This is a genomic window from Stenotrophomonas pictorum JCM 9942 (assembly GCF_001431585.1).
GTDB lineage: Bacteria > Pseudomonadota > Gammaproteobacteria > Xanthomonadales > Xanthomonadaceae > Stenotrophomonas > Stenotrophomonas pictorum.
The window spans coordinates 1-16,336 of the sequence record NZ_LLXS01000038.1 but is presented as its reverse complement, the minus strand read 5'-3'; the positions used below and the strand labels follow the sequence as shown (position 1 = coordinate 16,336).

The following is a 16,336-nucleotide window of genomic DNA, read 5'->3' as shown; positions in this document are numbered from 1 at the left end:
GGCTCACACCGTCGCCTGCTCGCGCGCGATGCGCTCGGTCTCTGCGGCGAGCAGTTCCGGATGCAGGTCGAACTGGTCGGACAACAGCAGCGTGCGCGCCGCTTCGGTGACTTCGATCCGTTCGGCCTGCAGCAGCTCGCCGTCGCGGAACAGCTCGATGTAGCTGTCGAGCACACCGGACAGTGTGCCCTGCGCGGTATCCGGCGCGGCCAGCACCAGCTGCAGGCCCAGCGAGCGCAGGTAGCCGGTGATCGCGCGCGCGTTCTGGGCGTCGATCTTGTCGCCGAACTCGTCCAGCAGGATCAATCCCAGCCCGCCGGGCTGGGCCTCGCTCTTGCCGTAGGCCGCCGCCAGGGCGGCGCCGGCGATCACGTACAGCGGCGCCCGATGCTCACCCCCGGAGCCCGAGCGCATGCGCTCGCTCAGGCTGCCGATCACACGGTCCTCCTGGCGGATCTGTACCTCGAAGCGGAAGAAGCGGCGATAGTCGTCCAGCGGCGAATTGGCCACATGTGCCGCGGCCTTGTCCTCGACCAGCGCGCGGAACGCCTCGGGCACCTGCCCGGCACTTTCAAACAGGGTGTCCTCGCCGCCGATATCGGCGGCCCGCTGGATGAAGCGATGCAACTCGCGGAACTCCGGCACCACTTCGTAGTGGAACTGGTAGCGCTCGTTGTTGGAGAACGCCGGACTGCTGCGCAGGGTGCGGTTGAGGGTGGCGATCTGGGTCTTGAGCCGGGTGAAGTTGTCATACAGCGTGGAGGCCACGCCGGTGCGGAAGGTGTCCACCGCCGTGGCGTAGGCCTGCTGCGCCTCGGCTTCGTACTGCACCAGTTCGGTGTCGCGCAGCTGGGTGAGCTCACGCTGCAGCAGGCCGCGCGCAGGCCGCCAGGCGCTGGCATCGAACTCCAGCTCCAGCGCGTGATCGCGCGCGTACTGCGCCAGTCCGCTCCAGGCCTCGGGCAGCAGCCGTGCCAGTTGCGTATCGCTGTCCCTGGCGCGCTCCTCGCACCGGCGGGCCCGCTCTTCCAGCGACGGATACTTCTCGTCCAGCTCCTCGCGCTGCCGCTCGACCCGGTTCGGGTCTACGTCCGGATCAGCGAAGGCGTCCACCGCGCGACGCACCACCAGCTCCTCCTGCTGGCGCAGGCCCTCCAGCAAGCCGCGGGTGCGCTCCAGCTGCGACGCCGCCACCGCTTCCTTGCCGACCAGCGCATCGGCGCGCTGTTCACATTGGCCCAGTTGCGCGGTCAGCTCCCGCAACTGCTCGGACAGATGCAGCAGATCCGGGTCGAGCGCGGCACGCCGGGTTTCCTGCGCACTGCGGTAGCGCTCGGCGACCTGACGGTGCTCCAGCACGCGCTCGTGCAGGGCCTGCGCCACCGCGTCGGCATCGGCCAAGCGCGCCAGCCCGCGCTGGCAGTCATCGGCACGACGCAGCCGCGGCTCGATCTGCCGCAATTCCTGCTCGGCCCGCTCGATTTCCTCGTGCAGCACCCGCAACCGCGCGCGGTTGTCCGACGCGCCGATGCGCAGGTCGGTGGCCGCCGGCAAACGCAGACGTTCGATGCTGCCACCGCGCGAGAGCAGGCCGTCACGGGTCAGGCCCTGGCGGCTGCGCACCAGCTCGGCTTCGGTCTCCACGCAGCGCAGTTCGCCCAGCTGCCGGCGCAGGAACGCCAGTGCATCGGCGTTGACGCCTTCCAACAGCGCCGCGACGCTGCCGGCGGACGGCGTTTCGGCCCCCCGCGAATTGCGTGCCTGGCTGGACAGCGCCAGCTTCACGCCATAGACCGCACGCCCGCCGGACAGCCCGCGATACAGCTTGACCGCGCGCTCCTCGTCCTGGTCGGGAATCAGCAGCGCCTCGACATTGCTGCGCAGGTAACCCTCGATGGCGTACTGCCAGGCGCCGTCGCTGACCCGCACCAGATCGCACACCGGGCGCGCATCGATGCCGGCGTCGCGCAGATAGCTCATCAGCCGCACGGTTTCGGGATTGAGCTCGGCCTGGCCGGCCGCCAGCCGCTTCTGGTTCTGCCGCGCGGTTTCCAGCGCCTCGCGGGCCTTGTCGTGGGCACCGTGCAACTGGCGGGCGTGGCGATCGACCTGCTCACGCAGCGGCGCGGCCGCGCGCAGCGCCTGCCGCGCCTGTGCATACAGTTCTTCCGGCGTCCACGGCAACGCAGCCTCGGCCGACAGCGCCAGCAACTCGGTGTGCCACTGCTCCCACTGACCGCGCACGCGGGCGAATGCGTCGCTGTCGACCCCCTCCAGCGCGAGCGCGTCAAGCTGGCGGAACTGCTCACCGGCGAATGCCAGCTCACGTGCCAGGTCTTTCTTCAGCTGCGCCAGACGGTCGCGGTCGCGGCCGGACAGTTCGTCCAGCTGGGCCTGCTCACCGTAGCCCTCGCTGCCCTGCAGACGCGCGTTGGCACGGGCCTGCTCCTCGCGCAGGGTGTCGCGTTCGACCCGGGTATCGGCCAGCTGACGGCGGGTATCGACGAGCGTGTTCTCCGCCTCGGCCAGCGCGCCTTCGGCCTGGTCCAGCTGCTCGCTGTACAGGTCGCGCGCGTATTCGGCCGCCAGCGCCCGCGCCGACGCGGCGCGCGTGGCCTGGCCGGCGATCTTCTCGTACTGCCGCTCCACGCCTTCGGCCGCGTCGATGCGCTGCTTGACCTGCTCGATCTTCTCCTTGATCAGGCGGAAGCTCTCCAGCAGCGCGCGGAAACGGGCGATGTCGGTGGGCCGGTCCTCGGCCACCAGCGTGCGCACGAACAGGTCCACGTCCTCCACGCGCTGCAGGTTCAGCGCATTGAGGAACGCCTTGCGGTAGGCGTTCAGATCCGGAGTGACCGACGGGCCGGCCCGCAGCCGCAGCAGCAGGTCGCGCAGGAAACGTTCGGCATTGGGATGCAGCTGCGGGGTTTCACCGGCCTCCTTGCAACGACGGGTGACGTGCTCGCGGAAGGTGTTCCACGCCAGCGGCAGCTCCTTGCCATTGACCCGTTCCAGATGCTCGTCCAGCTCCAGCGCCACACCCGGCAGCAGGTACAGGCCATGCACCCGGTGCTCGGGCTCATCGACCGAAGCACCCAGCGCGATGCCGGCGGTCAGCGGCTCACCGCTTGCGGTGTCACGGAACACCAGCGAGATGTAGGTCGTGGCGGTGCGCCGCTTGCGGCCTTCCTCGCCGGTGCGGAACACGCCCAGGCAATAGTCGCGGATGGTGCGCGCGCGGTGGCTGCCCCCGGCCTGGGCGTTGAAGCGGATACGGCTGCGGTCGCCGCCGAGCAGCACGATCTGCAACGCATCCAGCAGCGCGCTCTTGCCGGCGCCGTTGGGCGCGATGATCGCGCTGGTGGCATCCAGCTGCAGGCTCTGCGCTTCGAACAGGAAGAACTGGACCAGGTGGATGCGTTCAAGCTGCTGCATCGTCGTCCTCCGTCTCCACGCCGTCATCGTCGCGATTGTGCTGGTCCAGCCGCTGCAGCCACTGCTCGCCGACGATCTCCACGATCGCCGGACGCGTACGCAGGTGGAACGGCTGCGGATCATCGCCTTCCGATTCCACCAGCCGGCATACGCCCCAGCGTTTGAGGGTGCGTGCCAGGGCGCGCAGCGTGCCGGTGTCGGGCATCGCCCGGCCGGTCAGCGCCTGCCAGCTTTCCTGCAGCTCGGGCAGTTCCACCACCACCTCGCCGTGATCCTCGATCAGGCCCTGGCGCATGGCTTCGTCGTACCGCTGGCGCAGTACCAGCAGGGCCAGTGTTTCATCCAGCGTCACCGGCGTGCCTTCGCCATGCACCGGCAGCGCCACCACGTAGCGGTAATGCGCGTTGCGTTCCAGGCGGATGCCCAGCGGCTCAAGGGCGGCGACGAAATCGGGGTAGTGGTCTTCGACCAGGTGGTAGGCCACGCGGGTGCGCGTGTCGGCCGCGTACAGCACCTGCTCGGTGGCCAGACGATAGGCGGCGCGCTCGAAGTCCTGCACCGTGTAGGTGCCGTTGGACATCTGGCTCAGGGTGTTCCAGCTGCGTTTCATGCGGTTTCCGGAAGTTTGGCGCCGACCCGCACGATGCGGAAGCGCGGGCCGCGCAGGTAATTGTTGGTGTCGGTATCGCCGGTAGCGAGCAGTTCGACGCGGAAGCCGCGCAGCACCCGGCCGAGCGGGTCCTCGCGGCGCAGACCGCCGATGCGGTTGCCACGCAGGGCCAGCGTGAGCAGGGTCTGGTAGGCGCGCAGGTCCTCGATGCTGGCGATATCCAGCGCGTCCGAGTCGAGCACCGCGGCGCGTTGCAGATGGCGACCGACATAGCGCGCCATGTCCTCGGCGTTGACCAGCCGCGCGCGCTTCATCCGCCGCAGCAGCGACAGCCGCGCCAGCTGCTCGGGCGTGGGCGGCGCGGTGACGTTGGCGCTGCGCGGAATCGGCACCGGTTTGCGGTGCGGCGGACGCAGGCGGCTTTCGTCCATCAACGGACCGGGCGCCACCGGCAGGCGCAGCACCTCCTCCGGCGCGGACAGCACGCCACGGCAGGCGCGGCGCAGCAGCACGTCAAGCTTGTCGGGCGCACGCAGGCGGTAGTCGAGAAAGGCCAGCGCGCGGCGGTTGGCCTGGCGGATATCCTCGTCCAGCCGGGTCAGGTATTCGTCGATCCGCTCCAGCTCGCGCAGGCGCCCCAGACTGCGTGACAGGCGCTGCTGCGCGCGCGCTTCATCGCCACCAGTGAGGTGGTCGCGGTACCACGCCACCAGCGCCTCGCGCTGCGCGCCGGCCTCCAGCTGCTGCACCATCGCCAGGATCGAGCTGCGCCGCGCCATCGGATGGTCGGCACGGTGGAGCTCGGCGTAGTCGCCAATGAACAGCTGGCCGACATAGCGCTCGAACCACTGCCGGGCGAACTGTGCGGTGGTCTCGGCCCTGCTCAGCTCCGGCATCAGGTCGCGCACCTGCAGGCTCATCGAGGCCAGCGACACCAGCAGGCGCCGCGCCTGGTCGGCGGCCTCGTCGAGAATGCCGCCGTCGGCATGGCCGTCGGTCACCTTCTGCAGCTGGGATTCGATCGAGCCCATCTTGGCGCGGACGAAGGTCGGCCCCTGTTCGCAGAACTCCACCAGGGCCGACAGCAGCTCGGCCACCATGCGCGGCATGCTCACCATCTCGCGCGCACCGATGCGCTCCTGGCGCAGCCAGCCGGCATCGCGGAAGCGGTCGTGGATCGCCGCGGCCCGCACGTTCAGCGGCGCGTCCGGCGCCTGTCCGTCCTCGTCCTCCCAGGGATCGTCGGTCAGCAGGTAGCGCTCGATCGCCGCGGTGATCTCGCGGCGCGGAAAACCGTGGCTGGGCGGCACTGGCGCATCCGGGCCGAAGAACTCGTCGAACAGCCGGCACAGCAGCGCCCAGTAGTTCTGGCGGTTGGCCGAGGCCAGCGGACCGAAAATGCCGGCCGGCACCACCGAAAACAGGGACGGGAATGTCGCGGGGGATGTGGTGGTCAAAACGTCGGGGTCCTGCAGCTTCCTGCCATGCGCCGGCGATTGTGGCATATCGCCAGCGGCCTGGAACCGCCCGGCCGGCCGTGGGGACCAGGCGGCGTGCGGGGGCCGGCGACGGGCGATTTACGCACCTGCTCGCCGTCTTCGGCGGTTCCGGCCGTGTACACCCGGCCAAGAAAAAGCCCGGCACAGGGCCGGGCTCCGTCGCAGCGTCGGGGGAGAGAGGACCGGGCTGCAGGAGGGAGTTTCCACACCCGCAGTTACAGGGCCGTGACAGCCGTACTCACTCCACCGTGACGCTCTTGGCCAGGTTGCGCGGCTTGTCCACGTCGGTGCCGCGGGCCAGAGCGGTGTGGTAGGCCAGCATCTGCACCGGAATGGTGTGCACGATCGGACTGAGCACGCCGGCATGACGCGGGGTGCGGATCACATGCACGCCCTCGGAGGCGTTGAAGTTGCTGTCCTGGTCGGTGAACACGAACAGCTCGCCGCCGCGCGCGCGCACTTCCTGCATGTTGGACTTCACCTTCTCCAGCAGGCTGTCGTTGGGGGCGATCACCACCACCGGCATCTCCGCGTCCACCAGCGCCAGCGGGCCGTGCTTGAGCTCGCCGGCCGGATAGGCCTCGGCGTGGATATAGGAGATTTCCTTGAGTTTGAGCGCGCCCTCCAGCGCGATCGGGTAGTGCAGGCCACGGCCCAGGAACAGGGCGTTGGACTTGCTGGCAAAACGTTCGGCCCAGGCGGCAATCTGCGGCTCCAGGTTCAAGGCATGCTGCACGCTGCCCGGCAGGTGCCGCAGCTGTTCCAGGTAATCGGCCTCCTGGGCGGCGTCGACCTTGCCGTGCAGTTTGCCCAGCACCACGGTCAGCTGGAACAGCGCCGCCAGCTGGGTGGTGAAAGCCTTGGTCGAGGCCACACCGATCTCGGCGCCGGCACGGGTGTAGCAGACCAGCTCGCTGGCACGCGGGATGGCGCTTTCCGGCACGTTGCAGATCGACAGCGTGTGCGTATGGCCCAGCGACTTGGCGTACTTGAGCGCCTCCATCGTGTCCAGCGTCTCACCGGACTGCGAAATGGTGACGATCAGATGCCTGGGGTTGGCATAGGCGGCGCGATAGCGGTACTCGCTGGCGATCTCCACGCTGCATGGCAGCCCGGCGATGGCCTCGATCCAGTACCGCGCGGTCAGCCCGGCGTAATAACTGGTGCCACAGGCCAGGATCTGCACGCCGTCGATGTCCTTGAACACCGCTTCGGCATTGGCGCCGAACAGGGTGGCCGGGAAGCCACCGGCATCGATCGCCGCTTCCACGGTGTCGCCCAGCGCGCGCGGCTGCTCGTGGATTTCCTTCTGCATGAAGTGCCGGTACGGGCCCAGTTCCAGCGAGGCCAGCGACACGTCGGACAGGCGCTGCTCGCGCTGCACCAGGGCGTTGTTGCCATCGAACACGCGCACGCCCTGACGGGTCAGCTCGGCGGTATCGCCCTCCTCCAGGAACATCACCCGGCGGGTGGCCTGCAGGATCGCCGACACGTCCGAGGCGACGAAGTTCTCGCCCTCGCCCAGACCGACCAGCAACGGACAGCCCATGCGGGCTACCACCATGCGGTCCGGCTCCTTGCGGCTGATCACCGCCAGCGCGTAGGCGCCGGTCAGCTCCTTGACGGTGCGCTGCAGGGCGCCAAGCAGGTCGTCGTGATCGGCCTGCAGATGATGGTGGATCAGGTGGGCGATGACCTCGGTGTCGGTCTGCGATTCGAACACATAGCCCAGCGCGATCAACTTTTCGCGTTGCGCTTCGTGGTTTTCGATGATGCCGTTGTGCACCAGCGCCACGCCCTGGCTGATGTGCGGGTGCGCGTTGGATTCGGTCACGCCACCGTGGGTGGCCCAGCGGGTGTGGCCGATGCCGACCGTGGCGTGGAAGTGCTCGGCACCGGCCGCGGCTTCCATCTCCGCCACGCGGCCGGTGCGGCGTACGCGACGCACCTGGTCCGCATCCAGCACGGCAATCCCGGAGGAGTCGTAACCGCGATATTCCAGCCGTTTGAGTCCTTCAATCAGTACCGGAACCACATCGCGATCGGCGATCGCTCCAACAATGCCGCACATAGTCGATCCACTTGCGTTAGTGAACGGACATTCTAAGCCAGCCAATTCGGACAGCCGCAGGACACGGCGAGCCATGGACCCGCAGGCAGTGTCCGCGACAGTGTCCGCGGACACCCGGACAGCCAGCGACACCCGATATTTCCAAACAAATTCAATGGATTGTGATTGGCACGCGATCTGCTTAACCAACAGCAACCCATGCAGTGAAGTATCCGATGATCCGTGACACCTCCGCCCAGGACCAGGTAAGCACCCAGCCCCCGCGCCCCATCTGGCGGCGATGGCTGTGGCCGGCTGTCACCACCTTGGTCGCGGTGGCGGGTATCGGCTACGTCGCCAGCAGCTGGCTGGGCGCCAGCCGCTCGTTCGACAGCGACCGGCTGCGCCTGGCCGAGGTGGGGCGCGGCGACTTGGTCCGCGACATCGCCGCCGACGGCCGGGTGATCGCCGCCAACAGTCCGGTGCTGTACGCCATCTCCGCCGGCACCGTGACCTTGAAGGTGGTGGCCGGTGACGTCGTCAAACAGGGCCAGGAACTGGCGGTGATCGACAGCCCGGAGCTGCGCAGCAAACTGGCGCAGGAACAGGCCACCCTGGCCGGGCTGGAAGCCGAGGCCGGCCGTGCGGCACTCGATGCCACCCTGGCCCGTGCCACCGCCAGCAAAGTCACCGACCAGGCCGCCATCGACCGACAGGCCGCCGCTCGCGACTTGGAGCGCTACCAGCGCGGCTTCGATGGGGGCGCGGTGCCGCAGGTCAATCTGGCCAAGGCTCAGGACGACCTGAAGAAAGCCGAGATCACCCTGCAGCACGCACGCAGCGATGCCACCTTGCAGAGCCGGGGCGCGGATCTGGACGCGCGCAACAAGCGTCTGCTGGCCGAACGCCAGAAGGCGGTGGTGAACGAAGTGCAACGTCAGGTCGATGCGCTGACCCTGCGCGCGCCGTTCGATGGCCAGGTCGGCCAGGTCCAGGCCACCCAGCACACCCAGGTCATCGCCAACGCGCCGGTGCTGGGCGTGGTGGACCTGTCCAAGTTCGAAGTCGAGATCAAGGTGCCGGAAAGCTTCGCCCGCGATCTGGCGATCGGCATGCCGGCGCAGCTCACCAGCGGCACGGGGCAGCCGTTCCCGGGCGAGATCGCGGCCGTTTCCCCGGAAGTGGTCAACGGTGAAGTGGTCGCCCGCCTGCGCTTCTCCGACCAGCAGCCGCCGGGCCTGCGCCAGAGCCAGCGGATGAGCGCGCGGGTCCTGCTGGACACCCGCAAGAACGTGCTCAAGGTCGAGCGCGGCCCCTTCATCGAACAGTCCGGCGGGCGCTACGCCTACGTCGTGACCGGCAGCACCGCGACCCGTCGCCCGATCCAGACCGGTGTCAGCAGTCTGGGCGAAGTGGAAATCGTCTCGGGTCTGCAGCCGGGCGAAAAAATCGTCGTCTCCGGTGCCGACCTGTTCGGTGACCACGAGCGCGTCTCCATCAACTGACCCTCCGTTTCTCCTTTCAGCCCAGGAACCTCCCATGCTCCAGATGCAATCCGTCTCCAAGGTCTTCCGCACCGAACAGGTTGAAACCCATGCACTGCGTTCGCTGGACCTGCATGTGCGCGAGGGCGAGTTCGTCGCGGTCACTGGCCCGTCCGGCTCGGGCAAGACCACCTTCCTCAACATCGCCGGGCTGCTGGAAACCTTCACCTCCGGCCAGTACCTGCTCGATGGCCAGGACGTGAGCCACCTCGGCGATGACGCCCGTTCGCGGCTGCGCAACCAGAAGATCGGTTTCATCTTCCAGGGCTTCAACCTGATCCCCGATCTGAACCTGTTCGACAACGTCGATGTGCCACTGCGCTACCGCGGTATGCCCGCGGCCGAGCGCAAGCAGCGCATCGAGAAAGCGCTGGGTGATGTCGGCCTGGGCTCGCGCATGCGCCACTACCCGGCCGAGCTGTCCGGCGGCCAGCAGCAACGCGCCGCCATCGCCCGCGCCCTGGCCGGCAGCCCGCGCCTGCTGCTGGCCGACGAACCGACCGGCAACCTGGACACACAGATGGCGCGCGGGGTGATGGAGCTGCTGGAGGAGATCAACAGTCAGGGCACCACCATCGTCATGGTCACCCATGATCCGGAACTGGCCGCACGCGCCCAGCGCAACGTGCACATCGTCGATGGCCAGGCCACCGACCTGCTGCGCGAGCCGGTGCTGGCCCGTCCGCATCCCGTTTCCATCGCAGGCTGAGGCCACCGCCATGTTCGGCTACTACTTCAAACTCGCGCTGCGCAGCTTCGGCCGCAACAGGATCCTGACCGCGCTGATGGTGCTGGCCATCGCGCTGGGGATCGGCGCGGCGATGACCACCCTGACCGTGTTCAAGGTGCTCTCCGGCGACCCGATCCCGCACAAGAGCGACCGGCTGTTCTACGTGCAGCTGGACCCGGCGCTGCGCGAAGGCTACCTCCCCGGTGAGGAACCCGAATCGCAGTTGACCCGTTTCGATGCCGAGGAACTGCTGCGGCAGAGGAAGGCGCCACGGCAGGCGATGATGACCGGCGGTGGCGGCATCGTCGATCCACGCATCGACGCCCTCAAACCGTTCAGCGTCAGCATGCGCTACACCTCGGCCGATTTCTTCCCGATGTTCGACACGCCCTTCCAGTTCGGACAGGGCTGGAGCGGCGATGACGACCAGGGCCGCGGCCGGGTGGCGGTGATCAGCAAGACGCTCAACGACAAGCTGTTCCAAGGCGCAAACAGCGTCGGCAACGACGTGCTGGTGGAGGGCAATGCCCTGCGCATCGTCGGCGTGCTGGAGCAATGGGCGCCGGCGCCGAAGTTCTATGACCTGTATTCGGGCAAGTACGATTCGGGCGAAGAGGTGTTCGTCCCGTTCAGCACCTCCCGCGAACTCAAGCTTGGTCGCAGCGGCAACATGAATTGCTTCGGTCGCGAGGCGATCAATGACAATGAAGCGCTGAATGTGCCCTGCGCTTGGATCCAGTACTGGGTGGAACTGGATTCACCCGCGGACGCGGCCGGTTACAAAGCCTATCTGGACAACTATTCCGAGCAGCAGCGTGCCAGCGGCCGCTTCGAACGCCCGGCCAACACCCGCCTGCGCAATGTCATGGAACTGATGGAGCACCGCAACGCGGTGCCGGGCGACGTGCGCCTGCAGATGTGGCTGGCCTTCGGCTTCCTGCTGGTGTGCCTGGTCAATACGGTCGGCCTGCTGCTGGCCAAGTTCCTGCGCCGCAGCGGGGAGATCGGCGTGCGCCGGGCGCTGGGAGCCAGCCGCGCGGAGATCTTCAAGCAGTGCCTGGTCGAGGCCGGCACGATTGGCCTGGCCGGTGGGCTGCTCGGGCTGGTGTTCGCGCTGGCCGGCTTGTGGGCGGTGCGGCAACGGCCGGCCGAGTACGCGTCGCTGGCCCATCTGGACGGCTCGATGCTGCTGATGACCTTCGCTCTGGCGGTGCTGGCCAGCATGCTGGCCGGCATCCTGCCCGCCTGGCGGGCGATGCAGGTGGCGCCGGCACTGCAACTGAAAAGCCAGTAACCGGACGCCCGCTTCCGCGGCCCCGGCTTCCTCTCTCCCTACTCCAGGCTTCACGGAGAACCCTCATGGATATACGTCCCATCCTCTCCACGCTGACCCGGCACAAGACCGCCGCGGCGTTGATCGTGCTGGAGATCGCGCTTAGCTGCGCGATCATCTGCAACGCGCTGTTCATCGTCTCCCAGCGCATCGACGCCATGCAGCTGGCCAGCGGCATCGATGACGACCGCCTGGTCGAGATCGGCCTCAGCGGTATCGGCACGCAGGTCGACGGCGACGCCCGCACCGCCGAGGACCTGGCCGCACTGCGCGCCATCCCCGGCGTGGAGAATGCGGCCATCGTCAACCAGCTGCCGTTCCAGAACGGCTCCTGGAACACCTCGCTGGCCATCAGCGCCGAACCGGACGCGCAGTCGATCAATGGTGCCCAGTACATGGTCGGCGAGAGCGCGCTGGACACCCTCGGCGTGAGACTGCTGGCCGGCCGCGACTTCAACCACGACGAGTACATCAGCATGGACGTCATGCAGAAGATGGAGGATCTCAGTGCGCTGCGTGCACCGGCGATCCTCACCGACGCCATGGCCCGGAAGTTCTTCCCCGACGGCGATGCGATCGGCAAGACCCTGTACATGGCCAACATCCCGGTCACCGTGGTCGGCGTGGTGCAGACCCTGCTGCGCCCGAACATGCAGGACAACAACCGCACCCATTCGCTGATCTTCCCGGTCCGCACCAACTTCGCCAACGGCGGCCGCTACATCCTCCGCACCAGCGATCCGGCGCGCCGCGACGAAGTGCTCAAGCAGGCGCTAGCCACGCTGGAGAAGAACGACCCCAACCGGCTGGTATGGGTCAAACAGACCGTCGAGGAGAAACGCGCCAAGTACTTCGCCAACGACCGCGACATGATCGGCATGCTGCTGATCGTCAGCGGCCTGCTGTTGCTGGTCACCGCGCTGGGCATCATCGGCCTGGCCAGCTTCTGGGTACAGCAACGCACCAAACAGATCGGCATCCGGCGTGCGCTGGGCGCCACCCGCGGGCAGATCCTGCGCTACTTCCAGACCGAGAACTTTCTGCTGGCCAGCATCGGCATCGTGATCGGCATGCTGCTGGCCTACCTGCTCAACCAGTGGCTGATGGGCCGCTACGAGTTGCCGCGGCTGCCGCTGCTGTACCTGCCGGTCGGCGCGCTGACGTTGTGGCTGCTGGGCCAGTTCGCCGTGTTCGGCCCGGCGCGGCGGGCGGCGGCCATTCCGCCGGCCGTGGCCACACGCAGCGCATGATCTCGTCCTTCTTCCTGCCATCGCGCCTGCGGCCGGTGATCACGCGGGCGCTGCTGGGCCTGTTGCTGGCGCCGGGCGGTGCCCTGGCCCAGACCAGCGACGCCGGCGACACCGCACTGCACGACACCATCGCCGCGCTCGACCGGGCGGTGTTTGACAGCTTCAACCGCTGCGCCGATCCGGCGCAGCTGGACAGGCACGCCAGCTACTTCGACCCGGCCGTGGAGTTCTACCACGACACCGGCGGGGTGACCTGGACCCGCGCGGCGATGTTGGCCAACACCGGCAAGTTCGCCTGCGGCCATTTCACCCGGCAGCTCGTCCCCGACACGCTGGAGGTATTCGCGATCAGGGACTTCGGCGCACTGGCGCGTGGCCAGCACCGCTTCTGCGACAGCCAGAGCCGCAGCTGTGACGGCCTGGCCGACTTCACCATCCTCTGGCGCCTGCATGACGGGCAATGGCGGATCACCCGGGTGCTGAGCTATGCCCACCGCGCCAACCGCAGGGATGCCCCGAGATGAACTACACGCTGGAGACCGGCCTGCGCGGCTGCCTGCGGCATCCGCGGACGATGACGCTGGTGGTGCTCACCCTTGCCCTGGGACTGGCCGCGGTGATGACGATGCTGACGCTGCTCTCGGTGTTGGGCGCCGATCCCCTGCCCGGCATCAGCCACACGTTGCACCTGGCCTGGGCCGACTCGCGTGAAACGGCCAAAAGCGGCGACAGCGACACCTACGGCGATGGCTCGCCGGTGCCACCGCTGTGGAAGCTGGCCGATGCACGCGCAATGCAGCAGCTACGCCCGGACATCCGCCAGGTGGCACTGGTCACCGCACCCGTGACGGTGGCCAGCATCGACGGCAGTGCCCGCAAGCAGGTCTCGGCGGCCTTCGCGCTCGGGCCGATGCTGCCGGTGTTCGAAGTGCCGTTGCGCCACGGCCGCTACTGGACGCCGGAAGAGGAGATGGCACGCACGCCGGTGGTGGTGATCAGCCGCGCGTTGAGCCAGCGTCTGCTCGGGCGCGAGGACGGGACCGGTGCCGAGGTGCGTCTTGGCAAGCGCAACTTCCGCGTCATCGGCATCAGCGAGCGCTGGGCGCCGCGGCCACGTCCGCACTTCCTCCCCGCCAGCGACGCCGGTTGGCGTGGCGAGGGCGATGAAGTCTTCGCCCCGGCCGAAGCCGCGCTGGCGTCGGGCATCGAGATCAGCAGTACACGCATCTGCGACGACGCAGGTTTCGGGGGTTTCCGCTTCGACCAGGTCAACGTGGACCAGTGCCGCTGGCTGGTGCTGTGGGCCGAACTGGCCGATGCCGGCCAGCAGCGCAGCTACGCGCAAAGCCTGCAGGCATTCGCCGCCGACCGGCATGCCGCCGGCATCTTCCCGCGGCCGCCGCTGACGCGGCTGCAGTCCATGCCGCAATGGCTGCACCTCAACCGCGTGGTCCCCGACAGCGTGCGCCTGAACCTGTGGCTGGCGATCGGCCTGCTGGTGCTGTGCCTGGTCAACGTCGCCGGCCTGCTGGCGGCACGCTTCCTGCGCCGCTCCGGCGAATACGGTGTGCGCCGCGTGCTGGGCGCGCCCCGTCGCGCGATCATCGCCACCTGCCTGGTCGAATCCACCCTGGCCGGACTGCTGGGCGGGTTGCTGGCGCTGCCGCTCACCCTGGCCGGGCTGTGGCTGATGCGCCAGCAGGGCGACGCCTACGCGCCGCTGGCCCGTCTGGACGTCCCACTGTTCACGCTGCTGTTGCTGCTGGCACTGCTCACCGGCGTGCTGGTGGGTCTGCTGCCGGCGCTGCGTGCCGCGCGCCAGGAGCCTGCGCTGCAGGTGAAAACGCTTTGAACGGGAGCACCGCATGAATCCCCTGTTTTCGCCGTTGCGCCGTCACCCGCTGATGCCCTGGCTGATCGTGCTGCAGATCGCGGTGGCCTGCGCGATCCTGTGCAACACCCTGTTCCTGCTCGCGCAGCAGGTCGCCCCGCTGCTCACCGACGATGGTATCGCCCGCGATGAAGTGGTCATCGTCGACCAGCTGGTCAACGGAGGTGGGAACTGGAGCGCGGCACAGGCCCGCAGCGGGGCCGAAGCGCTGGCCCGCATTCCCGGGGTGGAGCGCGCCTCGGCGGTGGTGGGTGCCCCCATGCGGCAGACCCTGACCATGGTCTACGACCTCAAGTCCGCCAACAGCCCCACCCTGGTGGTCAGCGGCTTCCTCGGCGAGAAACTCATCGACACCCTGGGCCTGCAGCTCAGTGCCGGCCGTGATTTCCTTGCCGACGAATACCGCGACCTGCAACTGGAGGGCAACGACGACAGCACCACCACGCCGGTCATCCTCACCCAGGCGCTGGCGCGCAGCCTGTTCGGCAGCGACAACCCGGTCGGCCAGTCGTTTACGGGCGGCGATGGCAGCGGCCACTACGTGGTGGTGGGCGTGGTCGCGCACCTGATGCGCTACCAGCTGACCGAGCTGGATGATGGCAAAGCCGAGTACGCGATGCTGCTGCCGCGCCGGCCTGGCGGCCTGCCGCTGCTCAGCTTCGTCATCCGCAGCGACGCCCGGCAGCGCGAGGCCGTGCTCAAGGCCGTGCCCGGCGTGTTGCAGGCCACCTTCGCCGGGCAGATCGCCACCGGGTTTGAACCGCTCGTCGCCGACTACGAACACCTGCGCGAGGCCGGCCTGCGCTCGCGTCGTGCCGCGGTCTGGCTGCTGCTCACCGTCAATGCGGTGGTGGCGGCCATCACCGCGATCGGCATCGCCAGCCTGAGCGGCTACTGGATCCAGCAGCGCACCCGCCAGATCGGTATCCGCCGGGCGCTCGGTGCCCGCCGTGGCCAGATCCTGCGCCAGTTCCTGGCCGAAAATCTGCTGCTGACCAGCGCCGGGGTGTTCGCCGGCGGAGTGTTGGCGCTGCTGGTCAACCAGTGGCTGATGCATCACTACGAGCTGCCCCGATTGCCGCTGGTCTACCTGTCCATCGCCGCGCTGTTGCTGGTGCTGCTGGGTCAGCTGGCGGTGGCCGCACCGGCGCGGCGGGCCGCCCGACTCCCCCCTGCCAGCGCCACGCGCAGCGTGTAATGTGCGGATGCGCCCGAACCCAGCCTTCCAAGACAGCCGATGCCGCAGATCCTGATCATTGACGACAACGCCGCCGTGGCCACCGCACTGGACGTGCTGTTCTCCCTGCACGACATCGACACCCGCCACGCCAGCGCGCCGGAACAGGGACTGGCGATGCTGGCCGAGCAGGAGTTCGACCTGGTGCTGCAGGACATGAACTTCACCGCCGACACCACCTCCGGCGAGGAAGGCCAGGCGCTGTTCCGTGCCATCCGCGATGCGCATCCGGACCTGCCGGTGATCCTGCTCACCGCCTGGACCCATCTGGACAGCGCGGTGGAGCTGGTCAAGGCCGGCGCCGCCGACTATCTGGCCAAACCGTGGGACGACGGCCGCCTGCTGACCACGGTCAACAACCTGCTGGAGCTGGCCGAGACCCGCCGCGAGCTGGCTCGGCGCCGCGCCCGCGAGCTGCGCCAACAGCAGGCCCTGCACGAGCGCTACGACCTGCGCGGGGTGGTGTTCGCCGATCCGGCCAGCGAGCGGGTGATCTCGCTGGCCTGCCAGGTGGCGCGCTCGGACCTGCCGGTGCTGATCACCGGCCCCAACGGCGCCGGCAAGGAAAAGATCGCCGAGATCATCCAGGCCAATTCGGCCAACCGCAAAGGCCCGTTCGTGGCTCTGAACTGCGGCGCCATTCCCGCCGAACTGATCGAGGCCGAACTGTTCGGTGCCGAGGCCGGTGCCTACACCGGCGCTAACAAGGCCCGCGAGGGCAAGTTCGAGGCCGCCGACGGCGGCACCCTGTTCCTGG

Annotated in this window: 12 protein-coding genes; 8 read left to right on the top strand and 4 right to left on the bottom strand. The window is 68.3% G+C overall.

The annotated features are described in order from the left end of the window. Nucleotides 1-3: 3 nt before the first annotated feature. The 4 genes from ARC78_RS11555 to glmS form a co-directional block, all read right to left on the bottom strand. The gene (locus ARC78_RS11555; protein ID WP_057506353.1) at nt 4-3,435 is read right to left on the bottom strand and encodes an SbcC/MukB-like Walker B domain-containing protein; all 3,432 of its coding nucleotides are present in this window, start codon (nt 3,433-3,435) and stop codon (nt 4-6) included. Then, nucleotides 3,422-4,045: a DUF4194 domain-containing protein gene (locus ARC78_RS11550; protein WP_054660522.1), complete on the bottom strand. Its 624-nt coding sequence runs from the start codon at nt 4,043-4,045 to the stop codon at nt 3,422-3,424. The genes ARC78_RS11555 and ARC78_RS11550 overlap by 14 nt, the downstream gene beginning before the upstream one ends. Further along, complete coding sequence (locus ARC78_RS11545; protein ID WP_057506352.1) at nt 4,042-5,502, bottom strand: Wadjet anti-phage system protein JetA family protein; 1,461 nt, start codon at nt 5,500-5,502, stop codon at nt 4,042-4,044. Before ARC78_RS11545 ends, ARC78_RS11550 begins: the two co-directional genes overlap by 4 nt. Nucleotides 5,503-5,782: 280 nt before the next feature. Beyond that, nucleotides 5,783-7,615: a glutamine--fructose-6-phosphate transaminase (isomerizing) gene (glmS, locus tag ARC78_RS11540; RefSeq protein ID WP_057506351.1), complete on the bottom strand. Its 1,833-nt coding sequence runs from the start codon at nt 7,613-7,615 to the stop codon at nt 5,783-5,785. A 215-nt stretch (nt 7,616-7,830) separates the two neighbouring features. On the opposite strand from glmS, the gene ARC78_RS11535 reads away from it, so the two are divergent. The 8 genes from ARC78_RS11535 to ARC78_RS11500 all read left to right on the top strand — a co-directional run. Next, nucleotides 7,831-9,099, top strand: a complete 1,269-nt coding sequence (locus tag ARC78_RS11535; RefSeq protein WP_057506373.1) for an efflux RND transporter periplasmic adaptor subunit — start codon at nt 7,831-7,833, stop codon at nt 9,097-9,099. A gap of 34 nt (nt 9,100-9,133) precedes the next feature. Then, nucleotides 9,134-9,847, top strand: a complete 714-nt coding sequence (locus ARC78_RS11530) for an ABC transporter ATP-binding protein (protein ID WP_057506350.1) — start codon at nt 9,134-9,136, stop codon at nt 9,845-9,847. Nucleotides 9,848-9,857: 10 nt separating this feature from the next. Beyond that, complete coding sequence (locus ARC78_RS11525) at nt 9,858-11,162, top strand: ABC transporter permease (protein ID WP_057506349.1); 1,305 nt, start codon at nt 9,858-9,860, stop codon at nt 11,160-11,162. Between the two features lie 65 nt (nt 11,163-11,227). Continuing rightward, nucleotides 11,228-12,451: an ABC transporter permease gene (locus ARC78_RS11520; RefSeq protein ID WP_057506348.1), complete on the top strand. Its 1,224-nt coding sequence runs from the start codon at nt 11,228-11,230 to the stop codon at nt 12,449-12,451. Then, on the top strand, nt 12,448-12,975 hold the full coding sequence (locus ARC78_RS11515; protein WP_057506347.1) for a nuclear transport factor 2 family protein: 528 nt from the start codon (nt 12,448-12,450) through the stop codon (nt 12,973-12,975). The genes ARC78_RS11520 and ARC78_RS11515 overlap by 4 nt, the downstream gene beginning before the upstream one ends. Further along, complete coding sequence (locus ARC78_RS11510) at nt 12,972-14,303, top strand: ABC transporter permease (RefSeq protein ID WP_057506346.1); 1,332 nt, start codon at nt 12,972-12,974, stop codon at nt 14,301-14,303. Before ARC78_RS11515 ends, ARC78_RS11510 begins: the two co-directional genes overlap by 4 nt. 13 nt (nt 14,304-14,316) lie before the next feature. Beyond that, nucleotides 14,317-15,540 (top strand): ABC transporter permease, encoded by a 1,224-nt coding sequence (locus ARC78_RS11505; RefSeq protein ID WP_054660660.1) that lies wholly within the window; start codon nt 14,317-14,319, stop codon nt 15,538-15,540. A gap of 39 nt (nt 15,541-15,579) precedes the next feature. Continuing rightward, nucleotides 15,580-16,336: sigma-54-dependent transcriptional regulator (locus tag ARC78_RS11500; RefSeq protein WP_145974334.1), on the top strand; the 757-nt coding region annotated here is incomplete at its 3' end.

What these genes read in the sequence shown, in the direction of transcription:
- ARC78_RS11555 (WP_057506353.1), bottom strand. Translation starts at nt 3,435, where the DNA reads ATGCAGCAGCTTGAACGCATCCACCTGGTCCAGTTCTTCCTGTTCGAA.
- ARC78_RS11550 (WP_054660522.1), bottom strand. Translation starts at nt 4,045, where the DNA reads ATGAAACGCAGCTGGAACACCCTGAGCCAGATGTCCAACGGCACCTAC.
- glmS (WP_057506351.1), bottom strand. Translation starts at nt 7,615, where the DNA reads ATGTGCGGCATTGTTGGAGCGATCGCCGATCGCGATGTGGTTCCGGTA.
- ARC78_RS11535 (WP_057506373.1), top strand. Translation starts at nt 7,831, where the DNA reads ATGATCCGTGACACCTCCGCCCAGGACCAGGTAAGCACCCAGCCCCCG.
- ARC78_RS11530 (WP_057506350.1), top strand. Translation starts at nt 9,134, where the DNA reads ATGCTCCAGATGCAATCCGTCTCCAAGGTCTTCCGCACCGAACAGGTT.
- ARC78_RS11525 (WP_057506349.1), top strand. Translation starts at nt 9,858, where the DNA reads ATGTTCGGCTACTACTTCAAACTCGCGCTGCGCAGCTTCGGCCGCAAC.
- ARC78_RS11520 (WP_057506348.1), top strand. Translation starts at nt 11,228, where the DNA reads ATGGATATACGTCCCATCCTCTCCACGCTGACCCGGCACAAGACCGCC.
- ARC78_RS11515 (WP_057506347.1), top strand. Translation starts at nt 12,448, where the DNA reads ATGATCTCGTCCTTCTTCCTGCCATCGCGCCTGCGGCCGGTGATCACG.
- ARC78_RS11510 (WP_057506346.1), top strand. Translation starts at nt 12,972, where the DNA reads ATGAACTACACGCTGGAGACCGGCCTGCGCGGCTGCCTGCGGCATCCG.
- ARC78_RS11505 (WP_054660660.1), top strand. Translation starts at nt 14,317, where the DNA reads ATGAATCCCCTGTTTTCGCCGTTGCGCCGTCACCCGCTGATGCCCTGG.